The organism is Bacillus sp. HMA207, assembly GCF_003402455.1.
GTDB classification, from domain to species: domain Bacteria; phylum Bacillota; class Bacilli; order Bacillales; family Bacillaceae_G; genus Bacillus_A; species Bacillus_A cereus.
This window is the reverse complement of record NZ_BEZT01000001.1, coordinates 3,908,674-3,927,023: the sequence shown is the minus strand read 5'-3', so window position 1 is coordinate 3,927,023 and position 18,350 is coordinate 3,908,674. Positions and strand designations below refer to the sequence as shown.

Here is an 18,350-nt window from a genome sequence, read left to right as displayed (position 1 = left end):
TAAGAGCAAAGTAATGTTAATTCCACTTATTATAGGGAGCGCTAGGGGGGATATAGCTGAAAAAGTTATGTTTCATCATACTATTATTTTTCATCCTACCGGTTAGTGCTTTTGCTAATACAGATCATTTAATATTAGTAAATCTTACGACGAACCAGTTGTCTTTTTTTGAAAATGGAAATTACACAAAAACATTTCCAGTAACGACTGGAAGAGATCGTACACCTACGCCTGAAGGTAATTTTTGTATTATAACTAAATTTAAAAATAAAGAATACCATCGAAAAAAAATACCTGGGGGTGCACCGAATAACCCTCTTGGTACGAGGTGGCTTGGACTAGATAAGAATGAATATGCAATTCACGGGACGAACCGGGAATGGACGATTGGAAGTAGGGAATCAAATGGCTGCATTCGTATGCATGACAGGGATATACAATGGTTATATGACCGAGTACAATTACAAACAAAAGTAATCATTTCTCGTTTTCATACGAGCCCCGAATATGAAGCGAATAAGCTTGGTTATCGCGTTGTGAGCTGGAATGGTCGAAAAATAGAAGAAGAACAAATTGGAGTACTTACGCTAGTAGACCGCGCGGATATATATTGGCAAGAACCAAATGGACAGTTAACGAAAGTGAAAACGGTATTGCCAAATGAAAGATATCCAGTGTACTCAAAACGAAAAGATGGAATATATTATATAGGAAACAATTCGTATATTATAGATGAAACAGGAGAGAAAGTTCGTTACGAGCAAATTCCTTCTTCGATTTTAAGTAATATATATAAACGGAAATACAATGTTCCGTAATGGCTACCGTATTATAGACGGTAGCTTATTTATACTTGGAGTTTAACTGCAACTATTGTATTTTGCTGAATATAATACAGTACAGATAGGGGGCGGTTATATTATGAAAAGTGAATTTGCGTTTAAAGTTTTCTTAGTAACGACCTGTTTATTTATCGTGTATTTATATGCGTTTCTCGTCTTTTCTTTTTATGTTCCATATGTTGATTTAATATTGTTCTTCGGATTTATTTGGGCGTTTGTGAAAGCGAGGGAAGGAGAGAAGAGTATATATCGGCGCATTACCTTATGCGGGACGGCCGTTCTCGTTATTTTGTACTTTTTTATTATGCATGATTTTTGGAGAGGGATGTAAAAAAGCATACGATTAATCGTATGCTTTTATATCTGTTAATGATGGAAGAGAGGCAATTGCACCGTAATTTGTACATGTGATAGCGCCTACTTTATTTGCAAAGGAGATAAACGCTGTTAAGTCTTTGAAATGATACGAAAGTGTATGTTCACTTTGGGCAATCTGATATAACATTGCTCCAACGAAAGCATCACCAGCACCAGTTGTATCGACTTGTTGAATGGAAATAGAAGAGACAATAGTTTGACCTTCATTTGTCGCAAGAAGGGTACCGTCTTTTCCAAGTGTAATAGCTACTACTTTTGCGCCATAATTTAATAATTTGAGTGCAGCTTGTTGTAAATCACTCTCTTTAGAGAGCATAGTAGCTTCCTCTTGACTTACTTTTACGAAGTGTGCATGTTTTATAAAGGTTAGACAATCTTGAGAGAATTGTTCTGTATTTGTAATGAGTGCACTTCGATAATTTGGATCAAAAGAAATAAAATGGCCTTTATCTTTCGCATATTGTAACAACTGAAAATACGTTTCTTTTAATGGGCTTGATAGTAAAGCTGTCGCTGAACCGAAATGTATTAAATCATTCGTTTGTATTTTTGATAAATCAATGCTATTGAATTGATATTCACCATCTGCACCACGCATAAAAGTAAAATCACGTTCGCCATCTTGATCGATGGATACGAATGCAAGTGTTGTTTGTTTATCTTTTATGAGCATGGATGTATCGACTTGCGCACGCTGTAAAGTTTGTTCAAGAAACTCACCAAATGGGTCGTTTCCTACTTGCCCCATAAATGTAGCGTGTCCACCTAATTTTGTAATCGCAGCAGCAACGTTAGCGGGTGCTCCACCAGCTTTTTTTTCGAAATCTGAACCGTTTACTAAAGAAACGTTAGTATTTCGGCACACAAAATCAATTAATAGTTCACCTATACAAAAGACATTTCTCATACAATCCCTCTTTTCAGCTTATATTGTGTGATGGTAAAGCTTAGTTTTGCATCTGAAAAGATTGCGATATGATGTTTCATGTCTTTTTGGGGAAAAACTCGGGACGTAAAGACTGTTGAACCATCGTATAAGAAAATTTCCACGATGCTTTTATCTACAAATATTTGTAGTTCTATCGTATCTTGAATATTGATTTTTTTACAGCGTTCAAATCCATATTCTCCGCCAAATTGATGGTAGAAGTTGCCTCTGTCTATAGAAATAGTACCTTGTTCCCGATTAAATGTAATGGGGAAACATTCCTCCTCATTGTGGAAGAGAGAAAGACCAAAACGCTTTGCATCTTCTGTTTTAAGTGTAACAATTAATTCATAGGAGTCTTCATCATCAAGCGTTGATAATACATTTAATCCAGCTGTTATATCTCCTGAAATGTCTTTTTTTGTTGTTCGTAGTTTTGTTAATTCTGAAACTGGTTTTTGTTTTAAGATGTTATCTTCTAATGTTAATTCACGTGGAAGTGTTAGGCAATGAGCCCACATATAATCATCAGAAGGATATGTGATTTCACTTGATCCTGCCCAAGCAAACAATAGGCGACGACTAGTAGAGTCTTCTAAAGTTTGAGGGGCATAAAAATCGAATCCTTTATCAGCTTCGTAATAGGAATCAACATGGAAATATAAATTTTTAATATCGAAATGGCCTATAGCATAAACGACATTGTATACATTGTGAAAGTTTTCTCCGTCTTTTTCAATTCCTTGCGGTGAAAAGAGAAGTACATCTTTCCCTGATAATTGGAAGTAATCGGGGCATTCCCACATAAATCCGAATTCTTTTAAGTTTGTTGTAATTTCGCCTTGGAAATGCCAATTGTATAGGTCTTGTGATTTGTATAGTAATAGAGTTCCTGTTTTATTTTCACGTTGGGCACCGAGTAACATATAGTACATATCATTATGTTTCCAGACTTTTGGATCACGTACATGTTTTGTATATCCGTCAGGAATTATATCAATAACAGGATTATTACTATATTTCGTCATCGTATATTGTGAATCCATTGTTGCCATACATTGTTTTGCATCACGGGAATCATCAGGCTTTTTTATATTCCCTGTATAAAGTAGATGAAGAAGGCCATCTTTTACGATAGCACTACCAGAATATGCACCGTGTGATTCATAGCTTTCAGTAGGGATGATGGCTACAGGCATACGCTCCCAGTTAATAAGGTCTTTTGACCTCACATGCCCCCAATGCTTCATTCCATGAATGGGACCAAATGGATACCACTGATAAAAAACGTGATATTCATCATTGTAGTATGATACACCGTTAGGATCATTCATTAATCCAAATGGTGGGTGGATATGATAAATTGGTTTCCATGAATCTTGGTTTGCAATTTCATATAAAGAATGTAATTCGTCTTTATTAGATTGCAGTATTGTTTTATATTTTGACATAGGTTTTCACCCCGTTATTATTTACTTTCTTTATATAAAATGAATGTGGCAACAAAAGCAGTGATAACTGCAATAGCGAAACCAATTATATAGTGAATCATGTTCATCATGCCAAGAGGTGCAACAATTGTAAGCATCGGAATACCTGTTAAACCGTATGCATTAGCCGCTACTTGCATCCAAACAACGTAAGCGCCTCCAATTGCGCCGCCAATAGCTGCTGCAATAAATGGTTTACCAAGTTTTAAATTGACACCAAAGATAGCTGGTTCTGTAATTCCTAAAAATGCTGAAGCTGCTGCTGGAATTGCAATTTCTTTCGTTTTTTTGTTTTTTGTTTTGAAATAGACAGCTAAAGTAGCACCGCCCTGTGCAACGTTCGCCATTGACCAAATAGGGAGTAAGAAATTGACACCGATATCTTTATTTGCGAGTAAGCCCGCTTCAATAGCGTGGAAGCTATGATGTAAGCCAGTAAGAACGATTGTTGAATACAATCCACCGAATATAAGTCCAGCTACTGGTCCTGCAAATTGATAAATTGTATTTAAAAGGTACGTAATGCCGTCACCGATTTTATATCCAATTGGTCCGATAATAATAAGTGATAAAAAGCCAGTTATAATAATTGTTAAGAATGGTGTAACTAATAAATCTAAAGAGTTCGGAACACGTTTTCGAAGTTCTTTTTCAATTGTACTCATAACATATACACATAATAAAATAGGTAAAACAGTACCTTGATAGCCAATCATATCAATATCCATACCAAGGAAATGTAAAACAGTGGGTTTTGCATTTGAAAGAGTCCAAGGATTTGTTAAGTTTGGGTGAGTTAATATACCACCAACAACTGCACCTAAGAAAATGTTTCCACCAAATTCTTTAGCGGCACTAACTCCAATTAAAATAGGTAAAATGATGAAAGCTGCACTTGAGAACATATCAAGTAATTGGATAAGTGAGTGATCTCCAGGAACTAATTTAAACGCTTTCAACATTCCGAGTAGACCCATAAGTAAACCGCTTGCGACGATAGCTGGAATAATTGGAACAAAAATATTAGATAGTGTCTTTGCTAGGCGGGCGATAGGATTCATTTTTTTCTTAGGTATATCGTTTGATGTTGTAGAATCTAGTTTGGCTATTCCAATTAGTTTTGAGAATTCATCATATACTTTGTTTACTATGCCAGTTCCAAAAATAATTTGATATTGCTCGGTCGTTGCAAAAGCACCTTTTACTCCATCGATGTTTTCGATTTCTGCAGCGTTTATTTTCGTATCATCCTTTAATATAAGACGAAGGCGAGTCGCGCAATGTGTGGCACGAACAATGTTTTCCTTTCCACCAATATTCTGTATTACTTGAGTTGCAATTTGTTTCATATCCATAAAAATTCCCCCTTACTATAAATTTTCTTTTGTGGAACCGGTTCCGTAAAAAGTTAAAATAAAAAACAGGGAAATGATGTTGAAAATCCTGTTTTTAAAATGTGGAACCGGTTTTAATTTTATTATAGAGCGCCTTTATATTTTGTCAACGCTTTCTTGGATTTTTAATGTATAACGAGAGTGTAATATTTTTGGTATAGTTTTGTTTTCAACAAGCTGTGAAAGAGAAGTGGCAGCAAGCTTTCCAGCATACTCATAGTCAAACGCAATTGTCGTTAAACTAGGGTGTACCATTTCTGAAATATCATATCCACCGAATCCTGTTACAGAAATATCACCTGGTACAGAAAGAGAGTGGGAGTGAATGACTTTCATTGCGCCAAGAGCGATGTTATCTGTAGCACATACGATAAGAGTTGGGCGATTATTATCTAAAATATGTTGTACTTGTTTCATGGCATCTTCTATGCGGAAAGTTGTTTCGTAATATGAAACGTTGCAAGTCGGTTCTAAATTTTCAATTGCTTTTTGAAAACCATTTTTTCGATTTATTCCAACAGAAATATCATCTTTTTCTATTCCTAAATAGGCAATATGTCGATGGCCTTGCGATAAAACGTATGCCCCTAACTCATAAGCTGCATCATAATCATCGTGAACGAGGCAATATTGATCTTTATATTCTTGCCCGACGAATAAAATAGGGATGTTTGAATTAGCCATAATTTTTTGATGTTCATTCGTTAATGTTTTTGTTAATAAAATAATGCCAGCTACCTTTTGTTTTATAAAGTTTTCAATTGCTTGTATTTCAGTTCCGGTTGTTTGATTTGCATTTGCTACAAGCATTTGATAGTTATTTTCCTGTAATGTTTTATCGATCCCGATAAGTGTTTTCATTGTAGCGAAGGAGTCTAATCGGGGGATGATGACACCAATTAAATTTGTTGTTTTTGCTTTTAAACTTTGAGCAAATGTATTGGGAGAGAAATTTGTTTCCTGAATAATACCTTCGATTTTAAGTTTTGTTTTATCACTTACATATCCGCCGTTTAAGTAACGAGAGACTGTGCTTTTTGCAACTCCAGCCAATTTGGCGATATCTGCAATTGTTTTAGCCATAGTATTCCACCTTCGTATTCATAAAAATGTTAACTTTATTATAGGGAGAATTAGAGATGACGTAAACAAGAAGAGAGAAAGAAAAAACCACCTCACGTATATGAGGTGGAATAATTGTTAATATCTAGGCTTAAATGTATGACAACAAGTCTCTACACTCGTTGCTACAGAACTTTCTAGCGTTTCGTTTGTTAAAACAGCAGCTGTATATGAATCATTTTCAGTTTGACCAGTTTCATCTGCATCAGGCTGAACGATGATCGCACTTGCTTGACAAAAGTTACCTTGTCCCCAAAAAGAACAGTTGGAAACAGAACATCTTACTTCTGGCATAAAACCCCCTCCTTATACATTAGTGTGGGATTTTACGCCCATTTCATGTGTAGAAGGAGTTTCCTTTTCTCGTTACTTTTTCGTTTGCTCAAGCCATTCTTTTAATTTGTCTTTCGGCTGTTCACCGCTAATACGGCTCACTTCTTTGCCATCTTTAAAATGAATGATTGTTGGTGTACCTTGAATTTTATATTCATCCCAAGGAACATCTAATTTTTCAATATCCATAACTTTCATATCAACGTTCAAGTCTTTAGCCATTGGCACTACGACAGGAGATAATTTTTGGCAATGAACGCAAGATGTTTGATAAAAGTATACTGTTTCTTCTTTTTTCTCTTTTAAGTTCTTTTGAAGATCTGAAAGAGAAATTTTATTTGTGTAGTAGTCAGGGCCATCTGTTTGACTACCAGTAGCATTATCAATTTTTTGGCTAGTTGAAGCGTTTTTTTCTTCCATTTGTGTTACAGCGAAAATTGCCGCAAACAAGGCGATAATAATACCACCAAATATAAGCATTTTTTTCATTCTTTCATCTCCTTATTTGTTTTTGATGACAATAAAGCTACAAACAGCGATTGTAATAAAGCCGATAAGTGCTAAAAACGGGATTGTCACAAAGCCGAACCAGTTTATGTATTCTCCCGTACATGGTACACGTCCACAAGCTGCCCCAGCAGCTGAAAATGCTGCGACTTTTTGAATTGCATAGTGATATAAAGAAATACAAGCACCAATACTTGCAATTGGTAAAGAATAACTTGCAATGCGATAATCTTTCTTTGCTACAGCGATACCAAGCCATAAAACGAATGGATACATAAAAATACGTTGATACCAACAAAGAACACAAGGCTCAAATTTCATGATTTCGGAAAAGTACAGACTTCCTAGTGTAGCGATAAAAGAAGCTCCCCATGCGGTAAGTAAAGCATATTCTTGCTTTTTTTCTCGTCCCATATTTTATACCTCTCTTATAATAGTTACATACTAAATTATAGTATGAAGTGGTATGGAAAAGAAAGAAAAAATATGTTTATCAATAAAAGTTTTATAAGGAGAAACTTTTATTGATATAAACATTTTAAAAAAGCGCCATTCTCCGGAAGAGAATAGCGCTATATTTTACATTTGAATTTGTTCTACTTCTTCTACATGCGACTTTTGGGATGCATGGTCAATATATTGAAATAGGAGCTGCAATTGTTTATCAACTTCTGGTAGTTCCTTGCTGTATTGATAAGCGTGTAAAAAATGCTCAATACGCTTAGAAAATAATTGATCGTTCGTTTGAACCATGAGAACGAGTAATTTATCCCAATTACAGCAATACGTGTAATAGAGAGCTTTATCATAGTCGTTATATGTTTGCACTGTGTACCCTCCTTACCGAGAGTTATATATAGTGTGTGATAAGTAAGGAGAAATACACTTGAAAGAATTTGTTAAGAAAAAAAGTGAATGAAAAGAAAAAACGAGGAGTTTCCTCGTTTTTTAAGCTTTTGGCATTGGCGTAGGTGTTGGTTTGCCATAGCCTTCTTTATATTTATTATCGATATAGTTACGAATTTCTAGCGTTGATTTTCCTTTTTGTTTCATGGAAGTAGATTCAACTGCGATTTCTAGGCAATTGACGCAAGTCGTTGCGTGGGAATCCCAAACAACTTCACCATTCTTTTTAATTTCACGGATAAAGCAGTTTTTATTATTTTTATGTCCTACACTTTCGCCGCAACCACAATAGCATGGAATCCAATCTAATAGCTCTGCATTTTGTCCAGCGACGGTGTAGATATCTTTCATTTGTGGATCAAGCTTATCTAGGAAGGTCGGAAGTGTGTCGACTCCTTTTGTTTTCTCTTGAATGTCAGCTTGCTGAGTGTGCGATGCGTGGTCATGTTCTTCTTTTTTTGATTCAGAAGATTTTTGGTCATTTGTACCAGTACTTCCGCAGCCAGCAAGAATTAAGCTTAGTACTGCAAGTAAAGAAAATACATACTTTTTCATTCGCTTGTCCCCTTTACAAATGTATTAATCAAATTGTATCAGAGATTACGGTGTATCGGTTGAAGATTTTTTTGACTGATTTTTGAAGCGCCACCTTAGCGAATGAACTAGAAATAAAATTGGGATATAAGCGTATACAATATACAATCCCGCTTGAGATAGTACAGTATTTAATGCGTTGATACTTTCCCGATTTTTAAAAAATAAAGAAGCTGTAAAAACGATGAAAATAAAAAATGGTAGTGTAAATTTAAATGAAATATGAAAGGAACGCTTCATCGTTTGACATGATGACCAAATAGTTAAACAAAGATTCGGCAAAATTATTAAAAACCAAACAAAAATAATAATATATTCGAACCGTTGAATAAAAGGAACTTTAATTATTTTTAACATCGTTAAAGTAGGCCAAATAGTGTGATTCAATTGTCCTTCACTATAATACATAAATGATACAATAGCTAAAACTACATAAATTAGAGTGCTAAAAACAATCCCTGCGTGAGCCCATCTTTTTAAAGATTTTCCTTTTTCAATAAAGGGATAGAAGATAAGAATTGTTTCAAATCCGAGAAATTCTAATGCAGATTGTTTTGCTGACACAAGTATGTCGAAAGGGGAATGCGTAAAAATAGGTAAAATATTACGAAAATGTGCATACTTCATCGGATAGACTAAAAAGAATACAACGAACATAGGAAGAACAATACCCCAAAAACATATCCCTGTCACAGAACGGAAGCCACCTTTTATAATGTAGTAAGTGACTAATAAAAACATAAGCGTAAGTTTCCATAACTTAATGGTAGGAAAGATCCAAACTTGTATTACTTCCATATATGTACGAAGAACAGTAAGGCAAAATAATAAGCAATAGAGAGTGAAAATTACAGAAAATATAGAGCCAATCCATTTTCCAAAGGTTGTTGTATGAATGCTAATTAAATCTCCGTCTTTTTCAAGCATTTTTAACATACAAAACAGTACAATATGAGTTGCAATACCTGCAATAATAAGAGAAATCCAAGCATCATAACCTGCATTTTTCAAAATTACACGTTGATATCCGAGAATTCCTATTCCGATTTGGAGAGAATGCAATAAAATAAATGCAAAATATGGAGAGACAGTTTTTGTTTTATTCATTGTATTCATTGCTCATTTCACCTCACTATTCCCCGATTCCAGATTGTACAATATTAAGATCTAAATTTATATCCACCGCTACATTTTGATACATATTTCGAATTTGTTTTATATTCCATTTTCTCGTATGGCTTCTAATTTCATCTCGTATTCCTAAAGGATCAATTTTCTTTTCTTGAAATTGTTTTATTAAATCTTCACAGTCTTTTTCAACATTTCTTTCAATTTGTTTTTTTATATAGTTGATATTTGTTTTTTTTCTTAGATCAATCCAATTTGGAGAGTTTTTAATTAATCCATTTAATTTTAAATGGATTTTTACTTTTGGTATGTCGCCAGTTTGATCTATATCATACTTATTTTCCCCAGCTAAGTTTTGTATAACAACCATACCTTTATGTTTATCCTTTGTTATCGCTGCTTCGTAACGTCCATTTTTCGTAGGGTTAATAAGTAATTTTGCTAAAACAGAATGTCTTTTATCCGTATACATAACGACTTTATCGCCTTTTAAAAAAGCAAGTCCTTTGACAGCGACGGAATGATTATCGTCCATTTTAAGATAAGGGACATAGGCATCACATACAGAAGAGTAGTAATTATATAAAAAAATGTCTAATGCGGTTTGTGGAATGTTCTCATTTCGGATATTTTGTTCAAGTAAATCAGCAATGTATAAAGATCCATTTTTTTTTCCGTAATTTAAAAGTTCCTCAGCTGATCCATCTACAATTGCTAGTTGTACATCGCGCCCGATATTTGGGTCACGTTGTAAGTTAGTAATAATCTCTCCCATTCCGCGTTCTCCTAGAGCCTTTCCAAATAGGACGACACGCATTTGACCTACAACGACATTGTGAGGTGATTTTGCATTTAATCGTGAAGCGATTGTCTCAAGTGAACGGGCAGATGTTGATTGAGTTTCTGGTTTAGACTTTACACCATGTGTGTACTCTGGGAAGAGAATAGTTCCTTGGAATCTTTTGTTTTTAGTGATGTCAAATCCAGCGACATGAATAATACGCTGCGTATCCACTATATACGTTTGTGTACAGCCAGTTTGTAAAATGAAGAAGATAATGATAATAAGGTGCAATAAAATTTTCTTCATTCATTCTCACCATCACGTTTTTGCTTCGATTTGTTTGGATTGTAGCGCCATTTTGATTTTGGTCTAAGAAAAGAAGGTCTTTGTGCCGTTTGACTAAATGGTAATCGAAGAAAACCTTCTGCTGTACCTAAACCACGAAATGGATATAAAGGTAACAAATAAGGTGATCCAAGCGATTTTAATTTAATTAAATGAGCTAAAATAAATACAAATCCGACAGCGAGGCCTAATCCTCCGAATGCACCGGCTAAAAGAATAAGCGGAAAGCGTAACAACCGGATAGTAGAAGACATCTTTACTGTTGGTGTTGTGAAAGATGCAAGAGCGGATAAAGCAACTGCAATTAATAAAATTGTACTTGTCAAAGCTGCCTCCACGGATGCTTGGCCAATTACAATCCCCCCAACAATCCCGATCGTTTGTCCGACTTTTGTCGGTAAACGCGCTCCCGCTTCACGAAGCAATTCAATTGTAATTTCTAAAAAGAGTGCTTCTAGAATAGGAGGAAAAGGTACGTTAGCTCTCGAGAAAATAATAGGACCTAGTAAATCGGCAGGAATCATTTGATAATGATATGTTAAAGCCGCTGTATAAATAGCGGAGGAAAAAAGAGAAAATATAGCTCCGAAAAAACGAATAATACGAAAGAACGATCCAATCATCCAAGGTAAATAATAATCTTCTGGTGAAATGAAAAAATCCAGTAACGTTGTTGGTCCTGATAAAGCATATGGAGAGCCATCTGTTAAAATTAAAACTTCCCCGTTAATTAATGCAAATACAGCTCGATCTAATCGTTCTGTAGGCAATAGAACAGGAAAAGGTGAATTGCTATTATCACTAATAAATTGCTCAATCATAGTTGAATCAAATGGGACATCAAAGTCAATGTCTTCTAGCCGTTGAATTGCGGTGTTGACAAATTGTTCATTTGTAATTCCTTCTATATAAGCAACTGCTACTTTCGTTTTTGATATAGATCCGACGGTAACTTCTTTAAAAATGAGTTGCTCCGTTACGATATTTCGGCGTAATAAGTGGATATTTGTATCAAGGTTTTCAACGAAACCGATTTTAGGCCCGATTACACTATACTCATTTTCTGTATCGTTATATAATCGTTTTCCTAAAACAGTACTTTCGGCACGAATTAAAGCATATTGATCAGGATTCGCATTGTTTTTTAATCGTATTAAAATATATCCACCTAATAATTTTTCACGAATATCATCAATAGAAGGGGAGGTAATAATGTCTTCAATAGAGATGATATTACATAAATCAGAGATGTTTTGGATTTGTTCCGATTCTTTTTTTATAGGAGTTAAAATAAATTGTTTAATAATAAGTGCTTCCACGACAGATTTATAATAAAACAAGCACAACGTTTCATCTTTAAGTATGTTATAAGAGACAAAATCACTTGATTCTTTCATGGTTTGTATAAATTCTGGAATAGAACAAAGTGTTTTTGTACTAGTCTTTTTTGATTTCTTAGATGATAAACCGAACATTTTCTCACCCCTAACTTACATCATTTACTTGTGTTAGTTTTTGGGAAAGACGGGAATTTATACTTGAAAATTGAAAGTTCATAAAGAAAAGGAAGAGTATTGAAAATCTCTTCCTTTTTGGTATATTAATTTGTTTTCTTTTCCTTAATCGACTTCACTAATTTCATCATTTCCGCTCGTATATCTTCTCTTTTTACATTTAATTTTTCGGCAATTTGTTTAATGTCCATTCCATCTTTTTTCATCTTTAATACATCATCAAGAGGAGTATTGCTTTTTTGAGAGATGATTGTTAACACAGTAAGATGACGCAATTTGATGTTATATTCTTTCATTTTTTGCTTTAGCTGATCCGGTGTGGATTTTTGCATAGTTGCTAACTGTTGTAGCAGTGCTTGCTTTGTTTCTTTATTCATATGATGCTTTTTCAGCTTACTTGGATCTATACCGAAATGCTCGGCTGTTTTCTCCCAAGATTTATTTTGCTTATAGTAAGCTAAAACATCTTTTATTTCTTTATTACTAATTCTTGCAATATGAGCAGCTTTCCAAATTTCATGTTTGTTATAGCCGAGTTTTTCTAGCGATTGCATTTCTTCTTCTGAAATTGGGTTATGGTGATGCAGTGTTACTTCTTTTGGCGTGGCAGCGGATATAGGGAAGGTGGATATCCCGCATAATAATGCTGCCATAGTCATACAAACAGCGATTTTTTTGTACATGTAAACTCCTCCTAGATGGATAATGTAGAAAACTGTACACATATCATTTCCATAAAATGTGAAATACTTGTGAACAAGCTAAGTTTTTTTATTCACAGCATGAAATGACGTTTTTAGAAGTTTTCCAACATAAAACATTGATTAATAGTAAAAAACTAAGGTATAATCGAAATTGAAAATCAATATCAATACTAACGATAAACTTATACATATAGATAAAAATAAGGGAGAGATAAATATGACTACATATACTTCCATCGCAAATGTGATTAAAGAAAGACGTTCTGTACGTACATTTACAGATAAAGCAGTAGAAAAAGATTTATTAATTGAACTATTAAACGACGCAACATGGGCACCTAATCATAAGCACCGTGAACCATGGAATTGTAAACTATACATTGGAGAAGGCCGCAAGAAATTAGTAGACGCAGTATTAAACTCTTTCACAGAAGAAGAAAGAGCGAAACGCGGTAAAATTTTATCAGATCGTTTTTTAGGCACACCTGCACAAATCGTTGTATATATGAATGAAGATCCACGTCAAATTCAGCGTGACGAAGATTACGCTGCAACATGTGCATTTATGCAAAACTTCCAACTTCTTGCTTGGGAACGTGGATTAGGTTGTGTTTGGAAATCAGGCGGATTAAACTACAATCCATTATTTATAGAAGGAATCGGTTTAACAAGAGGCCAACGTATCGTTGGAATTCTTCATATCGGCTATTTCGATAAAGCACCAGAAGGAAAAGCTCGTACTCCGATTACGGAGAAGATGGAGATTATTGAAGGTTAAATAGGTGAGGCATCCTTGTTAAAAACAAGGATGTTTTTTGTTTTTGAGAAGACTATGAAATAGCAATCTAGCTATGTTGATAATTTTTGAGAATAAAGGTTTATTTGTTATATTTTTTATGTAGAGAAGCTACTCTTTTATATGATAATCATAAATATGTAATTAATTTAAATAGGCGTAGGGAGAATAAATACAAACAAGCACATTCCTCAATTAGGATGTGCTTGTTTGTATTTATTCATCAATTTGTTTAATATCAATTCTATATATGGAAGAGATGTTATGCATTTCCTGTAATTCATTACATGATTTAGCATTTAGGAGATAAAAGTCCTTTTTTGATATAGATTTTTTAAAAAGCTCCTCATATGCTAGTTCGATATTGCAGAGAAGAGGACGTTCTTCATAAATTTTACATGACCGATTGTCAATATCATAATGGATACAACAGCCATCACCTCTGTTTAAATGAGATAGGGAGTCAATACCTTGTATGTTTTGACAACAGATTCCACATTGGGTACAAGGAAAAGTTATCATAATATGAATGACTCTTCACTTAGCATAAATGAATTGAACTCATCTTGATTTTTAAATTTAAACGAGACGTTTAAATTTTCGGCAAGTTGATGAATAGTCGCTTCTATATTTTCACCTGTATGAATCGTTTGTTTAACCAATCCAGTTACGTGTTCTATTTTTGCACCAGTTTCTTGATAAAAGTTACAAATACGTTCTTCTTCTTGTTTAATGTAATCTATAAGGACTTTACTTAATTCTTCAGCTCTTTTTCGTTCCTCAATTGTTAATTCCAATTCTTGTTGAGCACGAGTGAATGCTCCATAAAGTTGTTTCATTCCTAGCATAGCGACGGTGGCGCCGACAGCTGCACCGACAGGACCGAGAAGCATTGCTCCTGCTGCGCTGAATACAATTCCAGAAAAAGTAGTAACAGCGTTTTCACCAACTATTTCTAAAAATTCTTCAATAGATAATTTTCCTTTTATGAGTTGGTAGGAGCTTTCCGTTAGTCGAACAGCTGAAGAAGCAAGAGCTGCTGCTACGTTTCCTTTCATCATCACACTATCTTTACCAATAAATTTAATGCCATGAGCAATGCCTGCAACAGCAGCGCTTTTTCCAGCTTGTTTGCCACTATCTTTTCCTACTTGTATAAATCCATCTTTTATTTGCTTTTCGCTTTTACAAATCTCAACAGTTTGTTGTACAAGTGATACTCCGCCACCTACACATGCCCCTGCTAAAGCACCATTCATCATAGAAGAGAATGTTCCTTCAGCAAATGTATATATTTTTTCTTTTAGTGCGTATGTTTGTGGTTGATTTGTAGCTTTTAAAGCTTCCTCATATGTAGTGCCACCACTTGTAATGTTGTTTGCTTCTAGTTTTCCGTTTATGTGAGGAGCTGCTTGTTCGTAGTCTTTTGCATAAATACTTTGGGAATTTGCACGTTTCTCAACTAATTCTTTTACTTTATCAGCTTTTTCACTGTTAACTAAACGATCCATATCCCCATACTTTTCGCTCGATACCATTCTTGCTAGTGATGCAGCTTTAGCACCAGACTTTGCTTGTACTTCTTTAATTAATGTATCCCCATCTTTGATTAAGATATCAGCCGCGGCATGTGGATCTCCTAAAGAGTCTGTTGTAAAAGCACGCAAACTTTCACCTTTTAAGGCTGCGTCTTTATTAAATTTGGTTGCTTCAAGAATTTCAAAAAGCCGTCCTTGTGTGATATTGGGTGAACAGTTCATATATTGTTTTGCTACTTTGGTTAGTGTATCCATTCCAGCAAATGTTTCAATAGTAGCATTTCCATAGCGCTCAATTTGCTCAGCTACAATTTGAGTTGCGAGAATATCTAGATTTTTCTTCATATGCAATTACCTAGTACATGTGTTTAATTGATTTTTCTGTGGTTTTAAGAATATTTTCCAAGGTTTTGGATCGGTTGCCACCTTCATCAATAACAGGTGTATCTAATAATTTTTTCAAAATAATTGCAAGTTCAGCAGTATAACGGATCGCAAGTTGTTCATCATCGGAGAAGTTACGATAGTCGATACCCTTTTCATCGATGATAGAACTCATTGTTGCAATATAATCAGCAAAAAGTGTAGTTGTTTCAGTTGTTAAGTTTGATAATTTAATAGTGTACAATTTTATCTCTTTTAAGATAGAAGTGGCACTTTGTAATTTTTGCATTTCTACTGAAACTTCTTCTTTTTTAATTTTCATTTCTTCTAGCTTCTTTTTAGTGGATGCAGCAAAGATCATACTTCCTAATGCTAAAGCAGGAGCAAGAGCAATTCCACCTAGAACAGCCATGCCACCAGCCATTCCTAATCCACCAGCAGCCAGTGATCCACCACCTAAAAATGCTAACGTTGCATTGGTCGCTGCTACTCCGCTTAAAGAAGCAATAGCTGTCCCAGTTGAAGCGGCACCAAATGTTGTTGCTGCTCCGAGTGCTCCGAAAGCTGCAAGTCCACCGCCAGCAATTGCAGAAACGCCAGATTTTAATAGATCAGATGCAGCGATGACTTGTTTTTCTATTTCTTGCATGAAGTGTTTAGAATCAGAAACATCTTCTAGAGAATCAATAGTTGTTTTATCTGTAAAATCAACATTTTTTAACTTCTTGAATTCTGAAATGAATTCTTTCATTGTTCCATTAAGAATATTCAGTTTTAATTCTCCATACTTTTCAAATTGAGTATTTGTATCTTGACGTACTTGATCAAATATATTAAATACAGTTTTGTATTGCTTATCCATCGATTGAGCAATATTCTTTGTTTCTTTCATGTTTTTGTATGAGTCATGTCCTTTTTTTCCAGCGACTGCAGTGGCAACTGCAGCACCAGCAGCAACAGCTAATGGAATAAATGGTAATGGCATTCAAATCGTTCCCTTCATGATAAAATTTTCCTATAATATAATTAAAATATTACAATATTATCGAAGGATATTACAGGTTTTTTGTGAAAAACAAGAAATGTTAGATTGATTTAACATAAAATTCTATATGTATGTTTGAAATATAGAAAGATTGAATTGGGTAGAAATCATGTATTAATCTGTAAGGTATAACAAATATGAAATTCCAAAAATATTTATAAGAAATGGACAAAAATGCTTTTTTGATCCAATTAGAAAGAAATGAGTTTTAATTACTCCTGAAGAAATAGTAAGGTAACAAGGTATTCAGTTTTTAATTAAAGATAGCAAGTTCCAACTGAGTATATTGAGGTTAAAGTACTGATGTCTTATTTTAAGAAAGGTTTAAAAGGAAGTATTTAATTTGCATGATATTTTTGGAAATAGTGATGAAGATATAGAAAATGATGTTAAACAATTAAATGAACCAAATCTAATTATTTTAAAATAAAGTATAAATGATGTGGAAGATGTATTAAGAGAGTTGTTAGAGAGTGTAAATTATCACGGAGATTAGCTAGGCTTAAAAATAATTAATAGGGTTTTGAATGCGTAATACTAAATAATGGGGTAATATTGTGAAGTGAATTTATAACAAAAAGGTACTGTCGTCCTAATAGGCTTCAGTACCTTTTTGTTATAAGACATTCTTCCTTTTTCATATGGTTTATAAATAAAAGAAGGGGAGAAGAGAACATGCAGCTTAGTAATATTCGCTTAGAGTTGGTGAAAATACAAAGCATCGTCCCTATTTATGCTGAACATGTTTCAAAAAGTGCTGTGAAGAAACTAGTTCGAGCTTTGGAACAAGGAAGTATGTTAAGTAGTAGCATCATAGTTGAAAAAGATAAGTTTGAGGATAAATATTGGCTTGTGTCAGGGTTTCCAGAATATATAGCTTATCTCGAGAACCTACAATATAATACAGTCTATTGCGTTGTACAGCCTTATTCTAATGAGACAGAACAAAGGTTGAAGTTGTTACAGAGAATGTTCCATCACCAAGTTACCAAATGGATAGATAAACACATATTAATCAGTCAAATGGTTTATGATGAAAAAAGCATAGATACAATTTCGAAAAAATTAGGGGTCAATAAATCTGATATTAAAAGATATTTCATTCACCCTGATATTCCAATAAGTGTTATTGAAAAGGCTTATCAAAACAGTGGTAGCTTTATTAATTTAGAACAGATTCGAAAGTTGAAATTACATTCATTTTTGAAAGATAGATTGTACGAAAAAGTGGTGCTGCCACAAAGACACATTGATCGTTTAACAACGGACAAATTACAAAAGCTCAAGTGGGTTTTAAAAGAGAAAAATTTTTATGACTTAAAGCGTGAGGATCAATGGGATTTGATACAGCAAGCTTTAAATTACAAAGGAACATTACAGAGCAGTTGGAGTCGAGAAATTCAAAAAAGGTTAAAGCGTAATGCCAGAAGTAACTACATTATAAGAATGAATTGCAATAATACAAATCATTCTTCAGAGCATAAACATTAGGAACAATTTAGTGAGGTTTTATATATTTTGAAACAGGATAACAACAATTGAGTATAGAAAAAGTATTCAGATATTATGCAGGAATTTAGATGGAAATAACGAGGATTATATAATGAAAGATACTATC

At 34.2% G+C, this 18,350-nt stretch carries 20 protein-coding genes; 4 read left to right on the top strand and 16 right to left on the bottom strand.

Annotated elements, in window-relative coordinates; translation table 11 throughout:
- The first annotated feature begins 56 nt into the window (after positions 1–56).
- Entirely contained in the window at positions 57–818 is a 762-nt protein-coding gene (locus HMAS_RS20320) for a L,D-transpeptidase (RefSeq protein WP_025709928.1), read from the top strand.
- Between the two features lie 103 nt (positions 819–921).
- On the top strand, positions 922–1,173 hold the full coding sequence (locus tag HMAS_RS20315; RefSeq protein ID WP_000834195.1) for a hypothetical protein: 252 nt from the start codon (positions 922–924) through the stop codon (positions 1,171–1,173).
- 12 nt (positions 1,174–1,185) lie between these two features.
- Here the strand turns inward: HMAS_RS20315 and HMAS_RS20310 are convergent, their stop codons facing one another.
- From HMAS_RS20310 to HMAS_RS20250, 13 genes are all read right to left on the bottom strand, one after another.
- Positions 1,186–2,127: a carbohydrate kinase family protein gene (locus tag HMAS_RS20310; RefSeq protein WP_001246640.1), complete on the bottom strand. Its 942-nt coding sequence runs from the start codon at positions 2,125–2,127 to the stop codon at positions 1,186–1,188.
- Positions 2,124–3,599 (bottom strand): beta-fructofuranosidase, encoded by a 1,476-nt coding sequence (gene scrB, locus HMAS_RS20305; RefSeq protein WP_074619040.1) that lies wholly within the window; start codon positions 3,597–3,599, stop codon positions 2,124–2,126. The genes HMAS_RS20310 and scrB overlap by 4 nt, the downstream gene beginning before the upstream one ends.
- Before the next feature lie 17 nt (positions 3,600–3,616).
- Positions 3,617–4,993, bottom strand: a complete 1,377-nt coding sequence (locus HMAS_RS20300; protein ID WP_088867643.1) for a sucrose-specific PTS transporter subunit IIBC — start codon at positions 4,991–4,993, stop codon at positions 3,617–3,619.
- Between the two features lie 135 nt (positions 4,994–5,128).
- Positions 5,129–6,115, bottom strand: a complete 987-nt coding sequence (locus HMAS_RS20295; protein ID WP_001140402.1) for a LacI family DNA-binding transcriptional regulator — start codon at positions 6,113–6,115, stop codon at positions 5,129–5,131.
- 117 nt (positions 6,116–6,232) lie between these two features.
- Complete coding sequence (locus HMAS_RS20290) at positions 6,233–6,448, bottom strand: DUF1540 domain-containing protein (protein WP_001115482.1); 216 nt, start codon at positions 6,446–6,448, stop codon at positions 6,233–6,235.
- Positions 6,449–6,520: 72 nt separating this feature from the next.
- Positions 6,521–6,976 carry a thioredoxin family protein gene (locus tag HMAS_RS20285; RefSeq protein WP_000738436.1) on the bottom strand — a complete coding sequence of 152 codons (456 nt, stop codon included), beginning with the start codon at positions 6,974–6,976 and terminating at the stop codon, positions 6,521–6,523.
- 12 nt (positions 6,977–6,988) lie between these two features.
- Positions 6,989–7,408, bottom strand: a complete 420-nt coding sequence (locus HMAS_RS20280; RefSeq protein ID WP_000532263.1) for a disulfide oxidoreductase — start codon at positions 7,406–7,408, stop codon at positions 6,989–6,991.
- A gap of 165 nt (positions 7,409–7,573) precedes the next feature.
- A complete protein-coding gene (locus tag HMAS_RS20275; RefSeq protein WP_001195459.1) occupies positions 7,574–7,822 on the bottom strand; it encodes a YhdB family protein in 249 nt (82 codons plus the stop codon).
- Between the two features lie 120 nt (positions 7,823–7,942).
- Positions 7,943–8,455: a PCYCGC domain-containing protein gene (locus tag HMAS_RS20270; RefSeq protein ID WP_044306899.1), complete on the bottom strand. Its 513-nt coding sequence runs from the start codon at positions 8,453–8,455 to the stop codon at positions 7,943–7,945.
- 45 nt (positions 8,456–8,500) lie between these two features.
- The gene (locus HMAS_RS20265) at positions 8,501–9,610 is read right to left on the bottom strand and encodes a GerAB/ArcD/ProY family transporter (RefSeq protein ID WP_001095034.1); all 1,110 of its coding nucleotides are present in this window, start codon (positions 9,608–9,610) and stop codon (positions 8,501–8,503) included.
- A gap of 16 nt (positions 9,611–9,626) precedes the next feature.
- Positions 9,627–10,712 (bottom strand): Ger(x)C family spore germination protein, encoded by a 1,086-nt coding sequence (locus HMAS_RS20260; RefSeq protein WP_000722252.1) that lies wholly within the window; start codon positions 10,710–10,712, stop codon positions 9,627–9,629.
- Positions 10,709–12,226: a spore germination protein gene (locus HMAS_RS20255; protein WP_116344990.1), complete on the bottom strand. Its 1,518-nt coding sequence runs from the start codon at positions 12,224–12,226 to the stop codon at positions 10,709–10,711. The genes HMAS_RS20260 and HMAS_RS20255 overlap by 4 nt, the downstream gene beginning before the upstream one ends.
- Positions 12,227–12,351: 125 nt before the next feature.
- Positions 12,352–12,948, bottom strand: coding sequence for a hypothetical protein (locus HMAS_RS20250; RefSeq protein ID WP_069604139.1), 597 nt, complete (start codon positions 12,946–12,948; stop codon positions 12,352–12,354).
- A 238-nt stretch (positions 12,949–13,186) separates the two neighbouring features.
- On the opposite strand from HMAS_RS20250, the gene HMAS_RS20245 reads away from it, so the two are divergent.
- Entirely contained in the window at positions 13,187–13,747 is a 561-nt protein-coding gene (locus HMAS_RS20245; protein ID WP_116344989.1) for a nitroreductase family protein, read from the top strand.
- A 234-nt stretch (positions 13,748–13,981) separates the two neighbouring features.
- On the opposite strand, the gene HMAS_RS28380 is transcribed toward HMAS_RS20245, so the two are convergent.
- The 3 genes from HMAS_RS28380 to HMAS_RS20230 are packed head-to-tail and all read right to left on the bottom strand — an operon-like array spanning position 13,982 to position 16,672.
- On the bottom strand, positions 13,982–14,287 hold the full coding sequence (locus HMAS_RS28380; RefSeq protein WP_116344988.1) for a YkgJ family cysteine cluster protein: 306 nt from the start codon (positions 14,285–14,287) through the stop codon (positions 13,982–13,984).
- The gene (locus tag HMAS_RS20235; RefSeq protein ID WP_116344987.1) at positions 14,284–15,648 is read right to left on the bottom strand and encodes a hypothetical protein; all 1,365 of its coding nucleotides are present in this window, start codon (positions 15,646–15,648) and stop codon (positions 14,284–14,286) included. Before HMAS_RS20235 ends, HMAS_RS28380 begins: the two co-directional genes overlap by 4 nt.
- A gap of 10 nt (positions 15,649–15,658) precedes the next feature.
- The gene (locus HMAS_RS20230) at positions 15,659–16,672 is read right to left on the bottom strand and encodes a hypothetical protein (RefSeq protein WP_001130767.1); all 1,014 of its coding nucleotides are present in this window, start codon (positions 16,670–16,672) and stop codon (positions 15,659–15,661) included.
- Between the two features lie 735 nt (positions 16,673–17,407).
- On the opposite strand from HMAS_RS20230, the gene HMAS_RS20220 reads away from it, so the two are divergent.
- On the top strand, positions 17,408–18,223 hold the full coding sequence (locus HMAS_RS20220; protein ID WP_116344986.1) for a hypothetical protein: 816 nt from the start codon (positions 17,408–17,410) through the stop codon (positions 18,221–18,223).
- The last annotated feature ends 127 nt before the right edge of the window (positions 18,224–18,350 follow it).

Coding starts and splice junctions, on each gene's coding strand:
- HMAS_RS20315 (WP_000834195.1), top strand. CDS start 922: ATGAAAAGTGAATTTGCGTTTAAAGTTTTCTTAGTAACGACCTGTTTA.
- HMAS_RS20310 (WP_001246640.1), bottom strand. CDS start 2,127: ATGAGAAATGTCTTTTGTATAGGTGAACTATTAATTGATTTTGTGTGC.
- scrB (WP_074619040.1), bottom strand. CDS start 3,599: ATGTCAAAATATAAAACAATACTGCAATCTAATAAAGACGAATTACAT.
- HMAS_RS20300 (WP_088867643.1), bottom strand. CDS start 4,993: ATGGATATGAAACAAATTGCAACTCAAGTAATACAGAATATTGGTGGA.
- HMAS_RS20295 (WP_001140402.1), bottom strand. CDS start 6,115: ATGGCTAAAACAATTGCAGATATCGCCAAATTGGCTGGAGTTGCAAAA.
- HMAS_RS20290 (WP_001115482.1), bottom strand. CDS start 6,448: ATGCCAGAAGTAAGATGTTCTGTTTCCAACTGTTCTTTTTGGGGACAA.
- HMAS_RS20285 (WP_000738436.1), bottom strand. CDS start 6,976: ATGAAAAAAATGCTTATATTTGGTGGTATTATTATCGCCTTGTTTGCG.
- HMAS_RS20280 (WP_000532263.1), bottom strand. CDS start 7,408: ATGGGACGAGAAAAAAAGCAAGAATATGCTTTACTTACCGCATGGGGA.
- HMAS_RS20270 (WP_044306899.1), bottom strand. CDS start 8,455: ATGAAAAAGTATGTATTTTCTTTACTTGCAGTACTAAGCTTAATTCTT.
- HMAS_RS20265 (WP_001095034.1), bottom strand. CDS start 9,610: ATGAATACAATGAATAAAACAAAAACTGTCTCTCCATATTTTGCATTT.
- HMAS_RS20260 (WP_000722252.1), bottom strand. CDS start 10,712: ATGAAGAAAATTTTATTGCACCTTATTATCATTATCTTCTTCATTTTA.
- HMAS_RS20255 (WP_116344990.1), bottom strand. CDS start 12,226: ATGTTCGGTTTATCATCTAAGAAATCAAAAAAGACTAGTACAAAAACA.
- HMAS_RS20250 (WP_069604139.1), bottom strand. CDS start 12,948: ATGTACAAAAAAATCGCTGTTTGTATGACTATGGCAGCATTATTATGC.
- HMAS_RS20245 (WP_116344989.1), top strand. CDS start 13,187: ATGACTACATATACTTCCATCGCAAATGTGATTAAAGAAAGACGTTCT.
- HMAS_RS28380 (WP_116344988.1), bottom strand. CDS start 14,287: ATGATAACTTTTCCTTGTACCCAATGTGGAATCTGTTGTCAAAACATA.
- HMAS_RS20235 (WP_116344987.1), bottom strand. CDS start 15,648: ATGAAGAAAAATCTAGATATTCTCGCAACTCAAATTGTAGCTGAGCAA.
- HMAS_RS20230 (WP_001130767.1), bottom strand. CDS start 16,672: ATGCCATTACCATTTATTCCATTAGCTGTTGCTGCTGGTGCTGCAGTT.
- HMAS_RS20220 (WP_116344986.1), top strand. CDS start 17,408: ATGCAGCTTAGTAATATTCGCTTAGAGTTGGTGAAAATACAAAGCATC.